Source organism: Pedococcus sp. P2_F6, from assembly GCF_056403675.1.
Map to the genome: position 1 here is coordinate 276,462 of NZ_JBFUEZ010000003.1, position 22,230 is coordinate 298,691.

General features: G+C 71.3%; 21 protein-coding genes. 10 read left to right on the forward strand and 11 right to left on the reverse strand.

Translation table 11 applies throughout. The features are described 5' to 3' along the window. Position 1: 1 nt before the first annotated feature. Complete coding sequence (locus AC1DWP_RS09275; RefSeq protein WP_477614177.1) at positions 2–1,018, reverse strand: GTP pyrophosphokinase; 1,017 nt, start codon at positions 1,016–1,018, stop codon at positions 2–4. 57 nt (positions 1,019–1,075) lie between these two features. Next, complete coding sequence (locus tag AC1DWP_RS09280; RefSeq protein WP_477614178.1) at positions 1,076–1,660, reverse strand: DinB family protein; 585 nt, start codon at positions 1,658–1,660, stop codon at positions 1,076–1,078. 133 nt (positions 1,661–1,793) lie between these two features. Between AC1DWP_RS09280 and AC1DWP_RS09285 the strand changes: the two genes are divergently transcribed. Further along, a complete protein-coding gene (locus tag AC1DWP_RS09285) occupies positions 1,794–2,738 on the forward strand; it encodes a serine hydrolase (protein WP_477614179.1) in 945 nt (314 codons plus the stop codon). Then, positions 2,738–3,844 (forward strand): DNA glycosylase AlkZ-like family protein, encoded by a 1,107-nt coding sequence (locus tag AC1DWP_RS09290; RefSeq protein WP_477614180.1) that lies wholly within the window; start codon positions 2,738–2,740, stop codon positions 3,842–3,844. Before AC1DWP_RS09285 ends, AC1DWP_RS09290 begins: the two co-directional genes overlap by 1 nt. 38 nt (positions 3,845–3,882) lie before the next feature. Here AC1DWP_RS09290 and AC1DWP_RS09295 read toward each other — a convergent pair whose 3' ends face one another. Further along, complete coding sequence (locus AC1DWP_RS09295) at positions 3,883–4,920, reverse strand: fatty acid desaturase family protein (protein ID WP_477614181.1); 1,038 nt, start codon at positions 4,918–4,920, stop codon at positions 3,883–3,885. Positions 4,921–5,038: 118 nt separating this feature from the next. Here AC1DWP_RS09295 and AC1DWP_RS09300 point away from each other — a divergent pair, with 118 nt between their 5' ends. Next, positions 5,039–5,923: a phosphotransferase gene (locus tag AC1DWP_RS09300; protein ID WP_477614182.1), complete on the forward strand. Its 885-nt coding sequence runs from the start codon at positions 5,039–5,041 to the stop codon at positions 5,921–5,923. Positions 5,924–5,944: 21 nt separating this feature from the next. Here AC1DWP_RS09300 and AC1DWP_RS09305 read toward each other — a convergent pair whose 3' ends face one another. Then, a complete protein-coding gene (locus AC1DWP_RS09305) occupies positions 5,945–7,210 on the reverse strand; it encodes a cysteine desulfurase-like protein (protein ID WP_477614183.1) in 1,266 nt (421 codons plus the stop codon). 131 nt (positions 7,211–7,341) lie between these two features. Between AC1DWP_RS09305 and AC1DWP_RS09310 the strand changes: the two genes are divergently transcribed. Further along, entirely contained in the window at positions 7,342–8,325 is a 984-nt protein-coding gene (locus tag AC1DWP_RS09310) for a DUF429 domain-containing protein (RefSeq protein ID WP_477614184.1), read from the forward strand. A 22-nt stretch (positions 8,326–8,347) separates the two neighbouring features. Here the strand turns inward: AC1DWP_RS09310 and dnaB are convergent, their stop codons facing one another. Then, positions 8,348–9,715 carry a replicative DNA helicase gene (gene dnaB, locus AC1DWP_RS09315; RefSeq protein ID WP_477614185.1) on the reverse strand — a complete coding sequence of 456 codons (1,368 nt, stop codon included), beginning with the start codon at positions 9,713–9,715 and terminating at the stop codon, positions 8,348–8,350. A gap of 457 nt (positions 9,716–10,172) precedes the next feature. On the opposite strand from dnaB, the gene AC1DWP_RS09320 reads away from it, so the two are divergent. The 3 genes from AC1DWP_RS09320 (at position 10,173) to AC1DWP_RS09330 (ending at position 12,143) form a co-directional block, all read left to right on the forward strand. Continuing rightward, positions 10,173–10,445, forward strand: coding sequence for a DUF2277 domain-containing protein (locus tag AC1DWP_RS09320; RefSeq protein ID WP_477614186.1), 273 nt, complete (start codon positions 10,173–10,175; stop codon positions 10,443–10,445). 91 nt (positions 10,446–10,536) lie between these two features. Continuing rightward, the gene (locus tag AC1DWP_RS09325) at positions 10,537–11,382 is read left to right on the forward strand and encodes a hypothetical protein (protein ID WP_477614187.1); all 846 of its coding nucleotides are present in this window, start codon (positions 10,537–10,539) and stop codon (positions 11,380–11,382) included. Positions 11,383–11,453: 71 nt separating this feature from the next. Then, positions 11,454–12,143 carry a DNA alkylation repair protein gene (locus AC1DWP_RS09330; protein ID WP_477614188.1) on the forward strand — a complete coding sequence of 230 codons (690 nt, stop codon included), beginning with the start codon at positions 11,454–11,456 and terminating at the stop codon, positions 12,141–12,143. On the opposite strand, the gene AC1DWP_RS09335 is transcribed toward AC1DWP_RS09330, so the two are convergent. Then, positions 12,130–13,329, reverse strand: a complete 1,200-nt coding sequence (locus AC1DWP_RS09335) for an MFS transporter (protein WP_477614189.1) — start codon at positions 13,327–13,329, stop codon at positions 12,130–12,132. The genes AC1DWP_RS09330 and AC1DWP_RS09335 overlap by 14 nt on opposite strands. Then, positions 13,322–14,134 (reverse strand): PIG-L deacetylase family protein, encoded by an 813-nt coding sequence (locus AC1DWP_RS09340; protein WP_477614190.1) that lies wholly within the window; start codon positions 14,132–14,134, stop codon positions 13,322–13,324. Before AC1DWP_RS09340 ends, AC1DWP_RS09335 begins: the two co-directional genes overlap by 8 nt. A gap of 100 nt (positions 14,135–14,234) precedes the next feature. Here AC1DWP_RS09340 and AC1DWP_RS09345 point away from each other — a divergent pair, with 100 nt between their 5' ends. The 3 genes from AC1DWP_RS09345 to AC1DWP_RS09355 are packed head-to-tail and all read left to right on the forward strand — an operon-like array spanning position 14,235 to position 18,771. Next, the gene (locus AC1DWP_RS09345) at positions 14,235–16,700 is read left to right on the forward strand and encodes a glycoside hydrolase family 3 protein (protein WP_477614191.1); all 2,466 of its coding nucleotides are present in this window, start codon (positions 14,235–14,237) and stop codon (positions 16,698–16,700) included. Positions 16,701–16,740: 40 nt separating this feature from the next. Further along, positions 16,741–17,406: a TetR/AcrR family transcriptional regulator gene (locus tag AC1DWP_RS09350; protein ID WP_477614192.1), complete on the forward strand. Its 666-nt coding sequence runs from the start codon at positions 16,741–16,743 to the stop codon at positions 17,404–17,406. 9 nt (positions 17,407–17,415) lie between these two features. Continuing rightward, the gene (locus tag AC1DWP_RS09355; protein WP_477614193.1) at positions 17,416–18,771 is read left to right on the forward strand and encodes an MATE family efflux transporter; all 1,356 of its coding nucleotides are present in this window, start codon (positions 17,416–17,418) and stop codon (positions 18,769–18,771) included. A 295-nt stretch (positions 18,772–19,066) separates the two neighbouring features. Here AC1DWP_RS09355 and AC1DWP_RS09360 read toward each other — a convergent pair whose 3' ends face one another. From AC1DWP_RS09360 to AC1DWP_RS09375, 4 genes are all read right to left on the reverse strand, one after another. Beyond that, positions 19,067–20,590, reverse strand: a complete 1,524-nt coding sequence (locus AC1DWP_RS09360; RefSeq protein WP_477614194.1) for a gamma-glutamyltransferase — start codon at positions 20,588–20,590, stop codon at positions 19,067–19,069. A 136-nt stretch (positions 20,591–20,726) separates the two neighbouring features. After that, on the reverse strand, positions 20,727–21,173 hold the full coding sequence (gene rplI / locus AC1DWP_RS09365) for a 50S ribosomal protein L9 (protein ID WP_477614195.1): 447 nt from the start codon (positions 21,171–21,173) through the stop codon (positions 20,727–20,729). Positions 21,174–21,199: 26 nt separating this feature from the next. After that, entirely contained in the window at positions 21,200–21,436 is a 237-nt protein-coding gene (rpsR, locus tag AC1DWP_RS09370) for a 30S ribosomal protein S18 (RefSeq protein WP_056884210.1), read from the reverse strand. Positions 21,437–21,607: 171 nt separating this feature from the next. Then, positions 21,608–22,153 carry a single-stranded DNA-binding protein gene (locus tag AC1DWP_RS09375; protein WP_477614196.1) on the reverse strand — a complete coding sequence of 182 codons (546 nt, stop codon included), beginning with the start codon at positions 22,151–22,153 and terminating at the stop codon, positions 21,608–21,610. Between the last annotated feature and the right edge of the window lie 77 nt (positions 22,154–22,230).

Genomic DNA, 22,230 nt, shown 5'->3' on the forward strand with positions numbered 1-22,230 from the left:
CTCAGACGGCGCGGAGCTTCTCCAGCCTGGTCCGCAGGGCGGCTTCGCGGTGCGCGTTGCCGTGGAGGGCGAGGTAGCGCGAGCCGTAGACCGCGAGCAGCGCGTCGTCCAGGCGGCGGACCACGCCGGCCGGGTAGCGGTAACCCATCCGGGCGTTGATGCCCTCCAGGTCGATCGACGACAGCAGGCCGGACAGCTCGTCGAGCGAGGTGATGCCGAGCTCGAGCAGCAGCCCCGAGATCCAGGCGTAGTGGTCGGTGCGCGACCAGCCGGCCTCCTGGAACTGGCCGGCGAGGAAGGTCGCGAGGTCCGACGCGCTGATCCGCGGGTCGTCCTCGTCCGCCGTCAGCCGCTGGCCGCCCATCGTCACCTGAAGGGTGTCGCGGATCTCGGAGAACTCCCGGTCGGCGAGCTCCAGCAGCCCCGCGGCCAGCGTGAACCGGCGATCGAGGTCGGGCACGTGCTCCGCGGGGATCGTGCCCTTGTAGCGCACGTCGTGCTCGAACTCCGCCCACGCGTGCTGGAGGATCGTGCGCACCTGCACCGAGGCGCTGCGCCCCTTCAGCACCTCGTATGCCGCGGGCACGCCCTTCACGGGGTCCGCCGCCACGAGAAGGTGGCGGCTGGAGTAGCCGAACCGGCCCTGCCGGGCCGTCTCGCGTCCCATGTCGCGGTCGTCGAGGACGCTGAACGCGTCGGACAGCAGCCCGGCCACCGCGTCAACGTCGCCGTGCAGGTAGGTCACGACCCGCACGCCGATCTGGTCGGTGATCTCGGTCAGCGGATCGGCGTACTCGGGTTCGCCGTCGACGGTGCGCGAGGCCTTGGCGGCGAAGGAGGCCACGGACTTGGTGCGTCCCGTGACGCTGACGTAGTTGATGCCGGCGTCGTCGAGCAGCGAGGTGACGAGCGAGACGAACTGCTCGGTGGGTACGCGCAGCTCGGGCTGCATCGCGGCATACCTCTGCACCGCGTCGTGCACGGTCGTCGGTTCGGGCGGTGCGGCCTCAGTGCTCACGCTGCACAGGCTATGCGTTCCCGGCGTGGCCGTGCCCTGGCAGGCGCCGCAGGCGCTCTACTGGCCGGTCCGGCCGTCGATCCGCTCGCGGATGAGGTCGGCGTGACCACAGTGCCGGGCGTACTCCTCGATCAGGTGGACGAGCAGCTCTCGCAACGAGATCGGGTCGCGGGTGGGGTGGGTGCTCATCAGCTCGAGGGACTCGGCTGCGTCGACGAACGCCTCGGCGTGGGCGACCTCCTCGCGCCATGACCGCCAGGCCTCGGCCACCACCTCGTCGTCCGCCACGGCCCCGTCGAAGTCGGCGTCGCGGTCGTCGTCCTTGCCCCACAGCCGCGGCACGACCTCGCCGGCCATCGTGATCCGGAACCAGGTGTGCTCGACCGCAGCCAGGTGCCGGAGCAGCCCCAGCAGGGACATGGTGGACGGCTCGACCGACCGTCGGGCCATCTGCTCGGCGTCGAGGCCGTCGCACTTCATCTCGAAGGTCATCCGGAAGTGCCGCAGGTAGTCGACCAGGACGCTGCGTTCGTCGCTCGCCGACATCCCCGCCGTCGTGCCGGCCGACGTGCTGGCCGCCTCGCGGGGGTCGTCCTCGGGGTCGACCCACATGTCCGGATAGTTCTGCGCCTTCGACGTCATGGGCTCGATCATGTCCGGCCCGGTCAGGCCGCACCAACTCGATTGATGGCTCGGCCGCCGCCACGTCGGCGTTCGCGATGCAGGTCCCACAGGTGGTTCGCGCTGGGAGGCGGCCGGGTTACCCTCGGTGACCATGCGGCACCCGGTCTGGTTGGCAGTGGCCTGCCTCGCGCTCGGCGCGTGCGCTGGCACCGAGGAGGCGCCGCGCGCGGCCACCACGAGTTCCGCCAGCACGACGTCCACCAGTACGACGTTGCCCTCGACGAGCAGCACGACCACGAGCTCCACGACGACCACGGCGACCCGGGCCGCTCCGAAGACCAAGGCACCCGCGGTGAAGCCACCCCGGTCGACCAGGCCGTCCTCCCCTGCGCCGTCGGGCGCGCTGCGGACCAGCCTCGCGGGGGACCCCAACGACGCCTTCGCGTTCGCCCCGCTCAGCAACCCGGGCAAGGTCACCGTCGAGGGGTCGGTGTCGAGCTACAAGGCGTGGTCGACGTCCAAGGTGCTGGTGGTCGCCGCCTTCCTCGACACCGTGTGCGACGGCGACCCGGCCAGGGCCACCGCGCAGCAGAAGCGCTGGGTGACCGCCGCCCTCACCGCCTCCGACGCGAACGCGGTCGTCGCCCTGCGTGACGCGATCCCGGGAAGCCCTGGCGCAGCCATCACCAGGGTCCTGCGGTCGATCGGCGACACCCGGACCGTGGCCCCCGACACCTCCCAGGGCGGGATGCTGTGGACCATCCGCGAACAGGTCCGGTTCATGGCCGCCCTCAGCGCGGGGCGAGTGGTGTCCAGGGCTGCGAGCGCCTACCTGCTGTCGTCGATGCGACCGATCTCCGCGCACCGGTGGGGCCTGGGGACCATCGGCGCCGGCCCTTTCAAGGGAGGCTGGTTGCGGAGCAACACGGTCACCCGACAGATGGGGATCGTCGACGGGTATGCCGTCGCGATCATCACCGACGCGCAGGGCCCGGCGGTGCTCCAGAGCGACGGTGACTCGGCCCACGTCGCGCAGATGAACTACCTCGCGAAGATCCTGAAGCGGCGGCTGGCGCTGGAGTCCGGCCGAGGCTGATGGGCGACATCGTGCTGTCCCGCGCCGAGGCGCGACGCATCGCGGTGCGGGCGCAGCTGCTCGACGCACCGCGGCCCACAGACCTGCTCGACGTGGTGCGGCGCCTGGGGGCGGTCCAGGTCGACCTGACGGCGGCGGTCGCGCCCAGCGCGGACCTGGTGTGCTGGAGCCGCCTCGGCGGTCGCTACGCCGTGGGCGACCTCGACGAGCTGTTCCAGGAGCGGGCGGTGGTCGAGCTGAGGGGGTTCCTGCGCCCAGCGGAGGACATCTCCCTCTACCGCGCGGAGATGGCCCAGTGGCCTGGCCCCGAACCGCTTCGCGACTGGCAGATGGACGTCGCCGAGTGGGTGTCGGCCAACGACGACTGCCGCCTCGACATCCTCGAGCAGCTCGAGTCCGAGGCACCCCTCGCGGCGCGACACCTGCCGGACTCGTGCGTCGTGCCGTGGCGGTCGACCGGCTGGACCAACAACAAGAACACCCAGCGCATGCTCGACTTCATGGAGGCCCGGGGCGAGGTGGCCGTGGCCAGCCGCGAGGGGCGCGAACGGCAGTGGGACCTGGCCAGGCGGGTCTTCCCCGACACCAGGGCCGTGCCCGTGGACGAGGCCCTTGGGGAGCGCGCCCGGCGGCGACTGGCCGCAATCGGGCTGGCCCGCGAGAAGGCAGTCGAGGTCTCCGGGGAGCCGAACGACGTGGGCCAGGTCGGCGAGGTGGTCTTCGTGGAGGGCCTGCGTGGGCCCTGGCGGGTCGACCCGCGGCAGCTGGAGCGCCTCGACGAGCCGTTCGCCGGACGCACTGTGCTGTTGTCCCCACTGGACCGGCTGGTGTTCGACCGCAAGCGGATGACCGAGCTCTTCGAGTTCGAGTACCAGCTCGAGATGTACAAGCCGGCTGCCAAACGCCGGTGGGGCTACTGGGCGCTGCCGATCCTGCACGCCGACCGGCTGGTCGGAAAGGTCGACGCCACCGCCGACCTGGCGGCGGGGGTGTTGCGGATCGCTGCGGTCCACGAGGACGAGCCGTTCCCTGCCGGGCTGCGGTCCGCGGTCGACGCCGAGATCGAGGACCTGGCGGACTGGCTCGGCCTGGTCGTCGCCCGCTGAGGTTGCTGAAGTCGCTGAGGTCGCTGAAGTCCGCAGGCTCAGGCACGCTCGCGCAACGAGGCGCCGACGGCATGCAGGTGGCGAACGACGTCCGCGTACGAGGAGGGCGCAGAGGCCTCGACGTAGGGAACGCCGTTGCGGTCGCAGAACGAGCGCACGATCACCTGCGCCCGGGGAAGGTTCGCCCGCGGCATACTCGGGAAGAGGTGGTGCTCGATCTGGTAGTTCAGCCCGCCCAGGGCCCAGTCGACCACCGGGCCACCGCGGATGTTGCGGGACGTGAGCACCTGGCGCAGGAACGGGTCCGCCTCGTCGGCCCTGGAGAGCACGGGCATTCCCTTGTGGTTGGGGGCGAAAGACACGCCGAGGTAGAGACCGCGAAGCCCTTGGTGGACGGTGACGAAGACCAGACCCTGCACCCACGTCATGGTGGCCGCCACGAGTGAGACGTAGGCCAGCGTGTGGCAGCCGATCAGGAGGATCTCGGTCGTCCGGTAACGGGAACCCGGGCGGACCAGCGTGCGGAGGCCGGCGACATAGAGGTTCGCGGCCTCGAAGGTGAGCATGGGGAAGAAGAGCCACGCCTGGTACCTCGTGACCGTCGCGGCCAGCCCCCGGCGTCCGACCGCCTGGCTGACGTCGAACACGAGGGCTCCGGCACGCACGTCGGGGTCGGTGTCGAGGTCGTTGGGGTGCGCGTGGTGGGCGTTGTGCTTGTCGACCCACCACCCGTAGCTGAGCCCACTGAGCAGGTTGGCGTGGAGCAGACCGAGCAGGGTGGCCGTCCTGGCCCTGCGCGAGACCTGACGGTGCGCGATGTCGTGACCGAGGAACCCGATCTGCACCGACACCACCGCCAGCACCGCCGCCCACGCGATCAGCCACCACGAGTTGCGCCAGAGCACCATCGCGGCCACCACGGTGAGGAGTCCGAGGAGGTTGAACGCGAAGTGGCCGGCGTAGGACCCGAGCCGCCGATCCATCAGTCCTGCGGCGCGCACGGCCGCATTCACGTCCGCGTACAGCCGTCGAGGGGCGTCCGCCGTCGAGGACACGGGACTGGGAAGGGTGCTCATGACGGACTCCCGGTGGTGATGCGCCGTGGTGGTACGCCACCGGGTCCGGGGCAGCCTTGCTCGTCGAGTCTACGCGCGAAGCGGCGACCTGGCGCTGGCGCTTGTCTACGATCGCCGGATGGCGTCCGGCATCGCGAAACTGACCCCCGACCAGCGGACGCTGCTCCACCGGTTGCTACCCGGCGCGGTCGTCGAGCGCGACCACAGCTGGGGTCTGGTCGACCGTGTCGTGCTGGAGGTTACCCACGAGGCGCACCGGTTCATCGTCAAGGCCGGAGGGCCGGACGACCACCACATGACTCGCGAGCTGCACGCACACCTGCACTGGTTGGAGCCCTGGACGTCTCGCGGCCGGGCACCGATACTCATTCACCACGACGCGGCCGCGAACCTCCTTGTGACCCACTTCCTGCCCGGCCAACTGGTCGAGGGAACGGACAGCGCCCGCGACCCCGCGGCATACCGGCAGGCCGGTGAGCTGCTCGCCCTGCTGCACTCGCAGTCGTCCGTGAGCGACTGGGGGTACGAGGCGGCGGAGAACGCGAAGTCGCTTGCCTGGCTCGACAAACCGCATCGGATCGCCCCAGACGTGGAGAGGGCGCTGCGAAACGAGATAGCGACGTGGCCGGAGGCGCCCGCGGTGCTCGTGCCAACCCACGGCGACTGGCAGCCGCGCAACTGGATCGTGCACGAGGGGCTGGTCAGCGTCATCGACTTCGGCCGGGCTGCCTTGCGGCCTGCCATGTCGGACTTCACGCGCATGGCGGCGCGGGAGTTCCGCGGGGACGCTGCCCTCGAGGCGGCGTTCCTGGAGGGTTACGGCCGCGATCCACGCGAGGCGGCCGGGTGGCGTCGCAACCGGGTCCGGGAGGCGGTCGGCACCGCAGTGTGGGCGCACCAGGTCGGCGACGCGGAGTTCGAGGAGCACGGCCACCAGATGATCGCGGACGCCCTTGCCGAGACGGGCGAGAGCCCAGCCGCGACTGTCAGCGGGCGGCGCTGAACCCATCGAGAGCCGAGTTCCTCAGAAGGGGTACGCCTGCAGACCCGTCACCAGCCGGTCGACGTCCTCGTCCGTCGTGTAGGACGCGACGCCCAGGCGGAGACCGCCGGCGTCCCCGAGCCCCAGGACCCGGGACGCCTCGACCGCGTAGAAGTTCCCGGCAGGGGCGTTGACTCCCCGATCGGACAGGTGGCGGGACAGCGCCGTGCTGTCCTGGCCCTCGAACGTCACGAGGATGGTCGGGGTGCGGTGGTCAGCCCGCGAGTGCAGGGTCGCGCCGGGGAGCGCCGACACCTCGGTCTCCAGACGTTCGCGCAGGCCCAGCTCGTGCCGGCTCACAGCTGCCATCGAGCCGGCGAGCCGCTCGCGCCGACTGCCGTCACCGGGCACGATCCCCGCCAGCACGTCGACGGCCGCAGTCACTCCGGCCAACAGTTCGTAAGGCAGCGTCCCGAGCTCGAACCGCTCGGGAACGGCGTCGGAGGAGGGCAGGAGCTTGTCGGGGTGAAGCGTCTCCAGCAGTTCCGGGGTCGACGCCAGGGCGCCGCAGTGCGGGCCGAAGAACTTGTAGGGCGAGCAGGCCACGAAGTCGGCGCCCATGGCCGCCCGGTCGATCAGCCCGTGGGGGGCCAGGTGCACGGCGTCCACGTAGAGCAGGGCTCCAGCGCCATGGGCGATGTCGGCGATCTCCGGAAGGGCGGGCCTGGTTCCGATCAGGTTGGACGCGGCAGTGACGGCGACGAGCCGGGTCCGGTCGCCGACCACCTCGGCGAAGGCCGCAGGATCGAGGTCACCGGTGCCCGGGTCGAACTCTGCCCAGCGCACCGTCGCACCGACCGCCTCGGCGGCCAGTACCCACGGGCGGATGTTCGCGTCGTGGTCGAGCCGACTGACGACCACCTCGTCACCCGGACCCCAGCCGCGGGACAGGGTCCGCGCCATCTCGAAGGTGAGCGCCGTCATGCTGCGGCCGAAGACCACTGCAGTCGGGTCCGCGCCAAGCAGGTCCCCCACCGCGGTCCGGGCATCGCGCACCGCAGCGTCGGAGTTGCGCTCCGCGTGGGTGACTGCGCCCCTGGTCGAGATGGGGGAGGTCAGCTGGCGGGCAATGGCATCGGCCACCGCCTGCGGGGTCTGCGAGCCACCTGGTCCGTCGAAGTGCGCCGCTCCTCCCCGCAGCGCGGGGAACTGGCCGCGCAGAGCCTCGACGTCGAACGAGGCCTCGGCAGCGAGCGAGGCCTCCGCAGCGAGCGGGGGGGAGTTCGGCTGGGACTCGGTCGGCGGCATACCTTGCACTGTGCCATCCCGCGCTCGGGCCGACTCCGGCACACCCTGATCGAAGGTTCGGCGCGAGTCGTGGCACGCTGGCGCACGGCGCACGGCGCACGGCAGACACGACCGAACGGCGGTGAGCAGACATGGCGGGCGAGGCGAGCGCGCACGACCTGTCCCTCGAGCTGTCCAAGCAGGCGGCCGCCCTGGCCACGAGGCTCGATGCACCTGCGGCCGCAGCGGCGAGGTTCACGGCGGTCGAGCCCGCCGCGAGCGGAGAGGTGGCGGAGGCAGTGGCGGAGGCAGTGGCGGCGATCGCGACCACGCTGCGACGCCTCGGCGACGCGCTCGGGGTGGAGGTGGGCGACCTCGCCACGCGGCCTACCGATCCGGAGACGAAGCCACCCGGCGGGCCGACGCCGGCGCCGCGCGTGGAGGTGACCGTGCCCGTGCTCGGCGTCGACGCGTGCAAGGCCGGCTGGGTGGGCGCCATCCTCGAGCCCGGCGCGCCGCGGCCGCGCATCGCCGTCGCGGCCACCATCGCCGCGCTGGTGGAGATGGTGCGCCAGACCCTCGACCTCCAGGCGGTGGCGATCGACATCCCCATCGGCCTTCCCGACGACAGCACCCGTCAGGCGGACGTCCTGGCGCGAAAAGCGTTGAAGGGCAAGGCTTCCTCGGTCTTCACCACGCTGACCCGGGCGGCCTACGAGCAGGGTTCGCGGGAAGCCGCGGACGCGGTCAACCGCACCAGGTCCGGTCAGGGAGTGGGCGCCCACGCCTTCGGGTTGCGCGACAAGATCCTCGAAGTCGACGCCTGGGTGCGCAGCCGACCGACCGTGGCCGTCTTCGAGGTGCACCCTGAGCTGAGCTTCGCCGTCATGGCCGGCGCACCGCTGATCGCCGCGAAGAAGACCGACGAGGGACGCTCGGCCCGGCTGGCGGCCCTTGCCTCCGCGGGCATCGCGTCACCGTCAGTGCTCAAGGGCGACGGGTATGCCGCGGACGACGTCCTCGACGCGTGTGCCGCCGCGTGGACGGCGGCCCGTCGCACGACCGGACTCGCACGTTCGCTCCCGGAGCCGCCCGAGACCTTCTCCGACGGCATACCCGCAGCGATCTGGGTCTGACGCCCCCGGCGGGGTGGGCCGGTCAGAAGCCGTCGCGGGCCATGTTAGCGAAGCGCGAGTAGTGGCCCTGGAAGGCCAGCACGATGTCCTTGGTCGGACCGTTACGGTGCTTGGCCACGATCACGTCGGCCTCACCCTCGCGGCCCGGGTCGGCCTTGTCGCGGTGGAGCAGGATCACCATGTCCGCGTCTTGCTCGATCGATCCACTTTCTCTCAGGTCGGACATCTGCGGGCGCTTGTCGGTGCGCTGCTCGGGACCACGGTTCAGCTGGCTGATCGCGATCACCGGCACCTCGAGCTCCTTGGCGAGCAGCTTGAGCGCACGCGAGAACTCCGACACCTCCTGCTGGCGCGACTCGACCTTCTTGCCCGAGCTCATCAGCTGGAGGTAGTCGATCACGACCAGCTTGAGGTTGTGCTGCTGTTTGAGCCGGCGGCACTTGGCCCGGATCTCCATCAGTGACATGTTCGGCGAATCGTCGATGAACAAGGGCGAATCCGAGATCTGACCCATGATGCGCGCGAGCTTTTTCCAGCCCGCATCACCGATCGTGCCCTTGCGCAGGTCCTGCAGCTGGATCTGCGCCTCGGCCGAGAGCACACGCATGGTGATCTCTGACCGGCTCATCTCGAGCGAGAAGACGGCGGTCGCCATCTTGTGCTTGATGGCAGCCGACCGGGCGATGTCCAGGCCCATCGTCGACTTTCCGACGGCCGGCCGGGCAGCGAGGACGATCATCTGGCCAGGGTGCAGGCCGTGGGTGAGCTCGTCGAGCTCGATGAAGCCGGTCGGCACGCCGAGCATCTCGCTGGCGTCGCGCCCCGCGGCCACCTCGATCTCGTTGAGCGTCTCCTCGAGGATGTCACCGAGCGCGTGGTAGTCCTCACCGCCGCGCTTGTCGGCCACCGCGTAGACCTCGGCCTGGGCGGCGTTGACGATGTCCTCGACGTCGCCGTTGCCCTGCTGGTAGCCGAGCTGCACGATGCGGGTGCCGGCCTCGACGAGGCGGCGCAGCACCGCCCGCTCACTGACGATCTCGGCGTAGTAGCCCGCGTTCGCAGCCGTCGGGACAGCCTGGATGAGGGTGTGCAGGTAGGCCTGGCCGCCGATCCGCTGCAGGTCACCGCGCTTGGACAGCTCGTCCGACACGGTGATCGCGTCGGCCGGCTCACCCCGCCCGTAGAGGTCGAGGATCGCGTCGTAGATCAGCTCGTGAGCGGGTCGGTAGAAGTCGGTGCCGCGCAGCCCCTCGACGCAGTCGGCGATCGCGTCCTTGGACAGCAGCATGCCGCCGAGGACGGACTGCTCGGCATGCAGGTCCTGAGGGGGAACGCGCTCGTCGCTCGGCGGCGGTCCGTCACCGCCGGTGCCGAACGCACTCGTGCTCAACTCCGCAAGAGACACCCGCGCAACTCCCCTGTCACTTCATTCGACGTGCACCGCATCCGCCATGCATTTCAAAGGTCACCGCACTCCACGGCACCACATCCGACGCCCACTGGCGGCGACTTCCACCGGTGTGATTCGAGTACACCAGTGCCCACCGACATCTCGCGTCTGCGACACCAGAACCATGTGACCCGGCACAACGTATGGCCGCCCGCCCCGCACCTCAAACCAGCCCTGTGGACAGGGTGGGGACAAGGTGTGCGCAACGCCCGACTTGCTTGTGCACAGTCGGGGGATAACCCTGTGGATTTCGCGACGCCTGGTCGCACAACCCGCCGCTGACCTGCAGGTTCGTGATCCACCGGGTGTGGACCCAGGAAATTTTCGGGCGTGTCCACGCTGTGGCTCGTCCACATGACGCGCGACACACTCGGCCGCCCCGACGTAGCCTGACCGCATGTGCCGAAACATCCGCCAGCTGCACAACTTCGAGCCCGCCGCCACCTCCGACGAGGTCCGCGCCGCGGCGCTCCAGTACGTCCGCAAGGTCAGCGGCAGCACCAAGCCCAGCGCCGCCAACCAGGCCGCCTTCGACGAGGCCGTCGCCGAGGTCGCGCACGCGACCCAGCACCTGCTCGAGCACCTCACCACGACGGCGCCGCCGAAGGACCGTGAGACCGAGGCGGCCAAGGCCAGGGCCCGCGCGCAGGCGCGCTACGGCGCCGCCTGAGCCACGCTGCCTGAGCCTCGCGCCGTGAGCCCCGCGGGGCGGGCTGTGGATATCTGCCGGGTGGTCCCGCTGTCGCTGTCATCGTGGGGACATGACGTCGCCACCACCTTCGCCGAGCCACCGCACGCCGCCCGCTGCGGCCGGGGCGCCGCTGAACGACCCTTCGGACTGGTCGACCCGGTGGACGGACGAGGCGGAAGCCGAGGCAGCCACCACAGCCCGCGACGCGCGCGCACAGACCCTGGGTCGTCGGGCCCGTATCACCCACCTGGTCCTCGTCGACGGGCTGCCCGCCGACCACTGGGTGGAGGACGGCAGCGACGGCCGGTGGGAGCCCTCGGCGCGGCGTCGCCGCCCGGCGCTGACGATGGCGACCGACCACCTCGACCGCGAGCTGCGGTGGCTGGACTGCCTCGTCGGGGGTCGTCGCGCCTTGCTCGACCTCGACGACCGCCCACTCGTCACACGACCTCTCGACCTGCCTGAACTGCCCGTCGACCTGCTGGTCAGGGCGCGCTGGATCAGTGCCGAGTGCGACCGCCTGGCTGTCGAGGCGTTCGGGCTCGAGGAGCTGGTGGCCGCTCTGCGTCACCTGCTCGCCGCAGCGCTGACCGCCGACCCCGGCATGCTGTTGCGCAGCACCCGTGACGACTCCGCGATGGGGGCACTCGTGTGGGCAGCCGCCCAGGCCAACGCACTGATCGGGCCGACGGGTCAGCTGCTGGCGCGCGACCTGTGGCCGCGACTGGGCGTCGCACCGTCCGCTGCCGGGCGCGGGGCGGCCCTGCTCGATCGGCTGGCGCCGGGCGCCGACCTGGTCGTGGCACCACCGGGCGCGCCGCGGTTGCGGCCGACCGGCCTGCCCGGGGCCCTGCTCGGGTCCACCCGGGCCCTGCTCGTGGCGCGACGCGACGAGGCCCTTGCCACCGGCACCTGATCGCTGCGATCCCCGCGCGATGCCTGGGCGCAGTCCCTGCCGCTGTCGGAGCAGGCTGGGATGCTGCCTGCGTGACCCACCCCGTCGTCGACGCCGTCCGGACCGCCCTCGCCGGGGCGGGCGACCCCGAGCGTGCGGTGAGCCAGCAGGCTTACATGAAGTCGTCGATGCCCTATCGCGGCCTGACCTCCCCCGAGCTCAAGGCGCTGCTGCGACCGATCCTGGCCGACCCGGCATACCGGATCGAGGGGCGCGGTGAATGGGACAGCGCGGTGCGCGAGCTCTGGGACGGTGCCACCCACCGCGAGGAGCGGTATGCCGCGACAGCGCTCACGGGACACCGCGCCTACCGCGATTGGCAGGACCCGGACGTGGTCCCGCTCTACCGCCACCTCCTTGTGACTGGCGCCTGGTGGGACCACGTCGACGAGGTCGCGAGCAACCGCATCGGGCCGATCCTGTTGTCCCACAAGGCGACCATGACACCCGTGATGCGCGGGTGGGCGACGGACGACGACCAGTGGCTGCGCCGGACCGCCATCATCAGCCAGCTGACGTTCAAGGAGCAGACCGACCTCGCGCTGCTGCGTGAGGCCATCGAGCCCAACCTCGCGGACACCAGCTTCTGGATCCGGAAGGCTATCGGATGGGCACTGCGCCAGCACGCGCGGACCGACCCGGACTGGGTACGGGCGACCGTTGCGGAGTACGGCGACAGGTTGAGCGGACTGAGCCGGCGCGAGGCCCTCAAGCACCTCTGACGGGGTGGGCCGGACGGACGACGACCCGCGCCACTGCCAGGGCGGCCAGCGCGGACCCCGCGGCCACGAGGAAGGCTGCGCCGATCCGCCCTGCGTCCGACAGCGAGCCTGCGGCGGCGGCACCCAGCGACGAACCCACCAGGAACGCGGAGATCAGCCACGCGAACGCCTCGGTGGTTGTGCCGACCGGGGCCAGCCGGTCGACCAGCTGGAAGACGCACGTGAGGACCACCGGCAGGCCGACCCCGCTGGCGACGGCGAGCAGACCCATCACCAGGGCGTTCGACGGCACCCAGGCCAGCGCGGCATACGTCAGCGCGACCAGTCCCAGCCCCAGCAGCAGGTCACGGCGCGGATCGCGGTGAGGCGCGCGCGGGCTGTAGGCGACCCCGCCGACGAGGGCTCCGAGGGCGTTGGCGGCCACGAGCCAAGGTGCCAGCCCGCGGTCGCCGGTCGACTCGGCATAGGCAACCAGCGCGACGGCCGGCACCCCGATGGTCAGTCCCACGAGCGCAACCGAGGCATACAGCACGCACAGCCGGCGCGAACGCAGCGGTCCGAGCCAGTGCCTGTCCTCGTGCACCGGCGGCACCCACGCACCTGAGGCGCGCGACGCGACGAACCAGGCAGTGCCGGCCAACCCGATGGCAGCGGCCGCCACCAGCCCGCCACCGCTGCCACCCAGCTGGGCGACCAGGACGACCAGCGGACCGATCACGAAGATCAGCTCCTGGGCCGCCGCGTCGAGCGCAAACGCCGACGGCACCTGGCGCGGCGACAGCACGGATGGCCACAGGGTGCGCAGGGCCGGCTCGAGCGGTGGCGTCGCCAGCCCGGCGACCAGCGCCACGAACAGCGCGCCTCCGGACGGCACCCACGGGAGCACCGCGAGCGCGAACGACGAGACCAGCCCACCCAGCACCAGCGCGGCGCGCTGTCCACGCAGGTCCATCACGCGCGAGAGGGCAGGCCCACCCAGGCAACACCCGAGGGAGTATGCCGCGGTGAGCAGACCGGCCCGGCCGTAGCCGCTGCCGGTGTCGCGGGCGAAGAGCACCAGGGCGAGCGGGACCATGCCATTGGGCAGTCGCCCGACCACGGCGGAGAACAACAGCCGCGCGACCTGGGGAAGGCGGAGCAGGGCGACAGGACCGAGCGGCGCGGCTGCCCGGGCGGCGTCAGTCACCGAACGGCCAGCCCACCTGCATCCCTGGGTGCTGGGCACGGTCGAGGCCGGGCTCGAGGTAGTGCTCGCGCCCGAAGAAGATCGCGAAAAAGTCCGGGGGCATCGAGAGCATCCCCTCGATGTCACTCGCCTGGCTCCGGTGCGCCTCGAGGGAGGCGCGACGCTGCTCGAGGTAGTCGCCCACGTCGACCTGCCAGGTGATCTCGGCCTCGGGCGTGCCGAGCGGGTTGCCGTCGTCCATGGGGCTGTCGGGGTCGAACGCCTTGTCCCCGGCACCGGCTGCCACCGCCGCCTGGAAGACCCCGCGCACGGCGTCCCGGTTCATCGTCGACTCGAGCAGTCGAGGGCGACGGGCGGCCAGCTCGGCTGCGCGGTGGACCACGGCGTGGACCTTGACGTGGTCGGGGTGGCCGTAGCCGCCGTGCCAGTCGTAGCCCACCAGGACGTCGGCATCCTCCTCATCGAGGATCGCCGCGAGCCTTGTCGCCGCCTCGTCGAGATCGGCACCGGTGAAGGCGCCCTCGTCCGAGTTCTGCGCCCAGCCGGTCATGCCCGAGTCGCGGTAGCCCAGCCACGCGATCCGTTGGACCCCCAGGGCATCCGCGCTGGCCTGGGCCTCGCGACGACGCCAGTGGACCAGGGTCTCGCCCTCGGGGAGGCCGCCGGACGGGAGCTCGCCGTGGTCGCCATTGGTGGCGAAGACGGTGACGACGCGGTTGCCCTCCGCGACGGCACGGGCCATCGCGCCGGCGGTCTGGGACGCCTCGTCGTCGGGGTGGGCGTGGAGGAAGACGATCGTGGACACGACGCCATCATGCCAACCGCCTCCGCCCCGGTGTCTCAGTCCGCGAAATAGTTAGCGGTAACTATTTACTGGCTGCCCATGCTCCGCTGCACTGGGAGCCGTGACCTCCACCGACTTCAGCGCCCTCGTCGCCACCCTCGACCTTGACACCAAGGTGCGCCTGCTCACCGGCGCCACCTCCTTCACCCTCCACGGCGAGGACTCGATCGGGCTCGCGCCGATGGCCTTCTCCGACGGCCCCACCGGCGTCCGTGGCCTCAAGTTCACCGGCGGCGACCACGTGGCGCTCTTCCCCAACGCCACCCTCCTCGCGAGCGCCTGGGACGAGGACACCGCCCACGAGGTCGGAGAGATGCTGGCCGAGGAAGCCGAGCGGCAGCAGATCCACGTCGTCCTCGGGCCGACCATCAACCTGCACCGGTCCCCCCTTGGGGGCCGGCTCTTCGAGGCCTACTCCGAGGACCCGCTGCTCACCGGTCGTCTCGCCGCGGCATACGTTAAGGGCTTGCAGGGCAAGGGAATCGGTGCCTGCCTCAAGCACCTCGTGGCCAACGAGTCCGAGACGCTGCGCAACTACATGAACTCGGTCGTGAGCGAGGAGGCGCTGCGCGAGGTCTACCTCCTGCCGTTCGAGATCGCTGTCGAGGAGTCGCAGCCCTGGTCGATCATGGCGGCCTACAACGACATCAACGGAGCCGCGGCCACCGAGCAGGACCACGTCAACAACGAGGTCGTGAAGGGCGAATGGGGCTGGGACGGCCTGCTCATGAGCGACTGGTTCGCGACCAAGACCTCCGCCCCGGCGGCGCTCGGTGGCCTCGACCTCGTCATGCCCGGCCCTGACGGGCCATGGGGCGAGGCGCTCGTGGCCGACGTCGAGTCGGGCGCCGTGCCCGAGTCCGTCATCGACGAGCACGTATGCCGGCTGCTCCGGCTCGCGGAGCGGGTCGGCGCCCTGGGTGGTCCGGAAGGTCACCGGGCGTGGCCGACGGACTCGCCGGCACCCGATGCACTCGCGCGCCGCGAGCAGCTGCGCCGACTGGCCACCGACGGCATGGTCGTCCTGCGCAACGAGGGCGGGGTCCTGCCGCTCTCGGGTTCGGGCTCCGGCACGGTCGCCCTCATCGGGCGGCACGCCGTGGAGACCGTCTGCATGGGTGGCGGCTCGGCCCAGGTCAACCCGCCCTACCAGGTGTCCATCGAGGAAGGTCTGCGTGCCGCGATCGGCGACCGGCTGACAGTGGCGGACGGTGTCGAGGTCCGGGAACGGCCCCTCCCCGCCTCGGCCACGGTGATCAGCGACCCCGAGACCGGCGCACCCGGCATGCAGGTCGAGCACGTCGACGCGGACGGTGTGGTCATGCTCTCCGAGCACGTGGGCGGCGCTGACGTGACGACGGGCTGGGACGAGACCCTGCCCCGCCCGACCGAGCAGCTGCGGCTGCGCGCCCGGCTGGTCGAGGGCGGCCACGTGCGGCTAGGGGTTCTCGGCACGGGTCGGTGGACGGTCAGCCTCGACGGTGTGGAGCTCGGTGGAGGAGACCTCGCCGCCAGTGGCGCCGACCCGGGCGAGGGAATGTTCAAGCCTCCGCGCTGGACGACCGAGGTCGACGCGGAGCCGGGCTCGCTCGTCGAGGCCGTCCTCACCATCGTGCGGTCCGAACCCCAACCCGGCCCCGACGGCAAGCTGAGCACGCTGTCGCACGTGCTGGCCTCGGGCATGGGCGTCAAGTCGCTCGTGGCCGGCCCGGTGCCGCCCCCGGCGGATGACGTCATCGAGGCGGCGGTCGAGGCCGCGCGCAGCGCAGAGGTGGCCATGGTCGTGGTCGGGCTCACCCCGGAGCAGGAGACCGAGGGCACCGACAAGTCCACCCTCGTCCTGCCTGGCGACCAGGACCGGCTGGTGTCAGCGGTGGCCGCCGCGGCCCCCCGCACGGTCGTCGTCGTCAACGCCGCCACCCCTGTGCTGATGCCGTGGGCCGGTGACGTCGACGCCGTCATCGTGGTCGGGCTGCCGGGGCAGGAGGGTGGACACGCGGTGGCCGATGCCCTCCTCGGGCTGCGGGAGCCCGCCGGCCGACTGGTGACGTCCTGGCCGGCAGCGGACGGCGCGGCCCCGGCGTGGGACGTCGAGCCGACCGACCTGCAGCTCGACTACACGGACGGGCTGTTCGTCGGCTATCGCGGCTTCCACGCCGGTCACGCGGACGCCCCCGCACACTGGCTCGGCGCTGGTGACGGGTACGGGTCGTGGGACTACGAGTCCGCCGAGCTCACCGAAGCAGGCGTGCGTGTCACGGTGCGAAACACCAGCGAACGACAGTCTCGCGAGGTCGTGCAGGCGTACTTCCAGCCCGCCGACCCCGACCAGCCGGTCCGGCTCGTCGGCTGGGGTTCGGCCACGGTGGCAGCGGGTGAGCGCGTCGAGGTGGAGATCGCCACGGACGCGAGGCTGTGGCGCCGGTGGGACACGGCGGCCGGCGAGTGGGGCGCCCCCCTCACCGGAGGCGAGCTCCTGGTCGCCCGCGGTCTGGGCGACATCCGCACTCGGCTCCCCCTGGCCTGACGGTCGTGACCTTCCCGCACCACCGTCCCGCACAACGGTCGTGAGCACCGCACGACGGGGGCGCGGCCGGCCCAGGGGTGCGGCCGGCACCGGCGACACCCGTGAACGAATCGTCGAGGCAGCCACCGAGCTCTTCGCCGAGCGCGGTTTCCACGCGACGCCGATGACCGCCATCGCCACCGCGTCGGGCTTGAGCCAGACCGGCCTGCTGCACCACTTCGCCTCCAAGGAGGACCTGCTCGCGGCGGTGCTCGAGCAGCGCGACCTGCGCGACCTCGCGAGCCTGTCCGCCCGACGCGAGGCACCCGCCCGCGGCTGGGAGGTGCTCGACGACATGGTGGAGCTGGTGCGGCTCAACGCCCGTCGCGAGGCGATGGTCCGACTCTTCACCAGCCTGGCCGGCGAAGCGGTCGACCCGGCGCACCCGGGACACGACTGGCTGCGGCGGCACCACGCGAGTGCCGTCGACTCACTCACCCGCGCCCTGACCGACGCCGTGGCCGACGGAAGTGCCGAGCCGGGGCTGCCAGCGCCGGCCATCGCCCGGCAGTTCGTCGCCCTCATGGACGGGCTCCAGCTGCAATGGCTGGTCGCCCCCGACCAGGTGGACATGGCTGCCGACGTCGAGTCCTACGTCGCCGGGCTGCGCGACCGCTGGGCGACCGCTGGGCGACCACCACCGAACAGGTCTCCGGCCAACCGTTAGCGTGGCGCGGTGAGCAGAGGGCAGGTCGGTGCGAGGTCGGCGCAGAGCCGCGACATCCTGCGCCTCGCGGTCCCCGCGTTCCTCGCCCTCGTCGCCGAACCCCTGTTCCTGCTGGCCGACTCGGCGATCATCGGCCACCTCGGCACCGCCCAGCTCGCCGGCCTCGGAGTCGCGAGTGCCACCCTCATCACCGCGGCCAACATCTTCGTCTTCCTCGCTTACGGCACCACCTCGATCGTGTCGCGCCAGATCGGCGCCGGCAGCGAGCGCGGCGCCCTGGAAGCAGGCATCGACGGCACCTGGCTCGCGGTCGGGCTGGGGGCAGCGACCTCCATCGCCGTCGCCTTCGCCGCCGAACCGCTCTGCCGGGTCTTCGGCGCGTCCGAGGACGCCATCGGGTATGCCGCGACGTACCTTCGCATCTCGGCCCTCGGCATCCCCGCGATGCTCGTGGCGTTGGCCGCCACGGGGGTGCTTCGCGGGCTTCAGGACACCCGGACACCGCTGGTGGCCTCGGTCGCCGGATTCTCCTCCAACGTGGTTCTCAACCTCCTCTTCGTCTACGGATTCGGTTGGGGCATAGCCGGATCCGCGTGGGGCACCGTGATCGCGCAGACCGGCATGGCGATCGGACTCGTGACCGTCCTGGTGCGCCACGCGCGCCGGGCAGGCGCCACTCTGCACGCGCATCCGGGCCGCGTCCTGCGCGCCGCGCTGACCGGCATACCTCTGCTCGTGCGAACGCTGGCGCTTCGCGCGATCCTGTTGGTCACCACCTGGGTCGCCGCCGGCCTCGGTGACGTGCCGCTGGCCTCGCACCAGGTGGCGGCGACGGTGTGGAGCTTCCTGGCGTTCGCCCTCGACGCCCTCGCCATCGCTGCGCAGGCGATCACGGGCAAGGCGCTCGGCGCCGGTGACGTAGCTGCGGCACGCGCCGCAACCACCACGATGATCCGGTGGGGCATCTGGGGAGGAGCACTCCTGGGGCTGGTCGTCCTGGCGGTGCACTCGTTGCTGCCCGCGCTCTTCACCACCGACCCCGCCGTGCGGTCGGCGTTGGCCGCCGCCCTCATCGTGGTGGCCCTCGGGCAGCCCCTGGCCGGCTACGTCTTCGTGGTGGACGGGGTGCTGATCGGTGCGGGTGACGGTCGCTGGCTCGCCAAGGCCATGGCGGCGACGCTGGTGCTCTACCTGCCCGTCGCCCTCTGGGTGCACGCCACCGGTGACGAGCTGCTGGCCCACGGTGCGCCGCGAGCGGTCGTCGTCCTCTGGGTCGTCTTCACGGCGTTCATGGCGATCCGCGCGTGCTTCTTCTGGTGGCGGATCCGCGGCGACGCCTGGGCCGTGACCGGCGCAGCCCGCTGACCCCTCGCGCGGAGCGCCGACTTGTTGCCGGCTGGTGGTCACCGAAGGCCAGTTCGGGGGTCCGGTGACGATCTGCGCGCAACAAGTCCACGGCCTCGGCGACTTGTTGCCGGCTGGTGGTCACCGAAGGCCAGTTCGGGGGCCCGGTGACGATCTGCGCGCAACAAGTCCACGGCCTCGCCGACTTGTTGCCGGCGGGTGGTCACAGAAGGCCAGTTCGGGGCCCGGTGACGATCTGCGCGCAACAAGTCGTCATGAGGCCGGGCGGGTCGCCGGGCCGGGCGGGCGGGCGGGGTCAGGCGACGCGGGTCGCGGCCTCGCGGCGGGAGTCGCCGGCGGCGTCGAGCGTGCCGTCGGCCAGTCGCCGGGCCGCACCGACACCACCGAAGAACATCGACCTCGGGCCGTGCGAGAACGACGGCAACCCCAGGCTCTCCACCGCAGCAGACACTGCGTCGTCGTCCTCGTGATCGACCCGCGTCGTCCCGTCGTCCAGGATCCGCACGTGCACCCGCGTCGCGTCGATCGCCTCCTGCATCGGGAGGCCCTCGAGGCAGTAGCGACCGAGCACCTGCATCAGGGCTGTCGTGATCCGGTCGGCGCCAGGGCTGCCGATCGCGAGCGCCCCGCCGGACCGCGAACGCGCCACGGACGGGGACATGTTGGAGGCGAGGCGGGTGCCGGGAGCCAGCGCGTGCAGCCCGAGCCTGTTCAGCTCGGGCTCGCCCAGACAGTTGTTGAGCATGAGTCCTGTGCCGGGAACCGTTGCGCCGGAACCGTATCCGCTCGATGCGGTGATCGCGCAGAGCGTGCCCTCGCTGTCGACCGCCGAGACGTGGGCCGTCGAGGAGGAGGTCGGCAGGCTGGCCAGCCCGTTGCGGTCGACCGACTCCAGCAGGGCGTAGCCGTCCTCCTCGAGATCGGTCGACAGGTCGTGCACCTGGTGGCGGTAGGACAGCACCCGCCGCTGGATCTCGATGATGCGCGACCAGTCCCAGCCGCCGGTCGCGAGCTCACGCAGCATCACGGCGAGCATCGGCCCACCCACCGAGGGAGGCGGGTTGAGGGCCAGGTCCCACTCCCCGAGGGTGAGACGCAACGGCGTGCGGACCACCGCCCGGTAGGCCGCGAGGTCAGCGGCGGTGATGAGGCCACCGCGCGCGTCACTGTCCGCAGCGATGCGGGCGGCCAGGTCGCCGGTGTAGAGGGAGCGGGCTCCCTCGGTGGCGATCTGCTCGAGGGTGTCGGCGAGGTCGGGGTTGGTCGCCTGCTGACCGGCGATGACGATCTCTCCGTCGTCGCCCCTCACCAAGGGCCTGGTGTGCTCGTCCCACCCGAAGACCAGCTCCCCGGTGATGGCGAGGTAGCTCGCCGCGGCGCCACCGATGGCATAGCCGGTCCGGGCCGCCACGATGCTGGGATCCAGGACGTCCCGCCACGTCGCCGCACCATGACGGTCGTGCGCCACGCCCAGGGCTGCGAACGCGCCGGGGGTCGCGACCGAGCCGTGACCGGCATACAGGGTGAGGCCGCCGCCGTAGGAGGTGGTGACCTCGCGAAGCCCCGTCCCGAACTGCGAGGAGTCCAGCCCACGACCGGGCATCTCGACGTTGCCGTCGATCACCTCGGGGTCCCCGCCGGCGGGCCAGACACTGACGAAGGCGCCGCCCGCGGCCGAGACGATGCCCGGCTCGGTGGTCATCGCGGAGACCATCGCCGCGATGGCGGCGTCGACGGCGTTGCCGCCGGCAGCGGCCGCCGCGAGGCCGGCCTCAGCAGACGCCGGTCCGGTCGCCGCGATCGCCACGCGTGGTGTCATGCGCCCGATTCTGTCCCATGCCCCGAACTCTCGCACGGGGCCACCCGCGCCCGAACGGACCCCGAAAGAGTGCCGGGCGTGACGAAGGCCCGGCCCCGCTGTGCAGCGGGAACCGGGCCTTCGTGCAGCGGCTGGGTCAGCCGGCGACGACGTCGAGCGTCACCTTGGCCTGCACCTCGGGGTGCAGGCGGATGAGCGCCTCGTGGCTGCCGACGGACTTGATCGGGGTCGTGACCTCGATCTTGCGCTTGTCGAGCTCCGGGCCACCGGCCGCCTTCACGGCGGCAGCGATGTCGGCGGTCGAGATGGCACCGAACAGGCGACCGGAGCCACCAGCGTGGGCCACGACCTTGACGGCCTTGGCCTCGAGGTTGCCCTTGATCGACTTGGCCTCCTCGAGGGAGTTGATCGCCCGGACCTCGCGGCCCTTGTTGATCGAGTCGACCTGCTTCTGCCCGCCCTTGGTCCACGCGGTGGCCAGGCCACGGCGGAACAGGAAGTTGCGGGCGTAGCCGTCCTTGACGTCGACGACGTCACCGGCGGTCCCGAGGCTGGAGACCTCGTGGGTCAGAATCACCTTCATGGTTCAGATCCTCCTAGCGCCCGAGCTCAGCGGGACGAACTCGAGTAGGGCAGCAGCGCCATCTCGCGGGCGTTCTTGACCGCGGTGGCAATGAGTCGCTGCTCCTGGACGGACACACCGGTCACCCGACGCGCGCGGATCTTGCCGCGGTCGGAGATGAACTTGCGCAGCAGCGCAGTGTCCTTGTAGTCGATGTTCTCGACCTTCGCCGCCTTCAGCGGGTTGGCCTTCTTCTTGGGCTTGCGCACAACGGGCTTGGCCATCGTGGTGCTCTCCTTCTGCTGAGAGTCTCAGCGGATGAGCCCTGGTCTCCCAGGGATGGTGTGTTTCACGTCTTCTGGATGATGCTGTTCAAACGGTGGGTATGCCGCGTGGCCGGCTTCCCTGCGGAGGCTCACCACCCGGCATACCGAGTGATCTGTGCCTGTGACCGATCAGAACGGGGGCTCGTCGTAGGACGGCGCGCCGCCGCCCCACCCGCCACCCTGCTGGCCGCCACCCTGGGGTGCCGACTGCGGAGCGGACTGCTGGCCACCGGACGGGCCGGTCGCCCACGGGTCCTCCTGCGAGCCACCCTGGCCACCACCGGAGAAGCCGCCACCACCCGCTCCGCCGCGCTGGGTCTTGTTGACCTTCGCAGTGGCGTAGCGCAGGGACGGGCCGACCTCGTCGACCTCGAGCTCCATGACGGTGCGCTTCTCGCCCTCTTTGGTGTCGTACGAGCGAGACTTCAGGCGACCGGTGACGAGCACGCGAGTGCCGCGCTGCAGCGACTCGGCGACGTTCTCCGCCGCGTCACGCCACACCGAGCAGCGCATGAACAGCGTTTCGCCGTCCTTCCACTCGTTGGACTGCCGGTCGAACTGCCGCGGCGTGGAGGCCACGGTGAAGTTCGCGACGGCAGCACCCGAGGGGGTGAAGCGCAGCTCAGGGTCGCCGGTGATGTTGCCGATGACGGTGATGATGGTGTCGCCAGCCATGGAGCAGGTCCCCTGTTCGTTTGGGTCAGGTCTGGTCGAGCAAGCTCTTCAGAGCCGGCTCAGTGTTCAGAAACAGA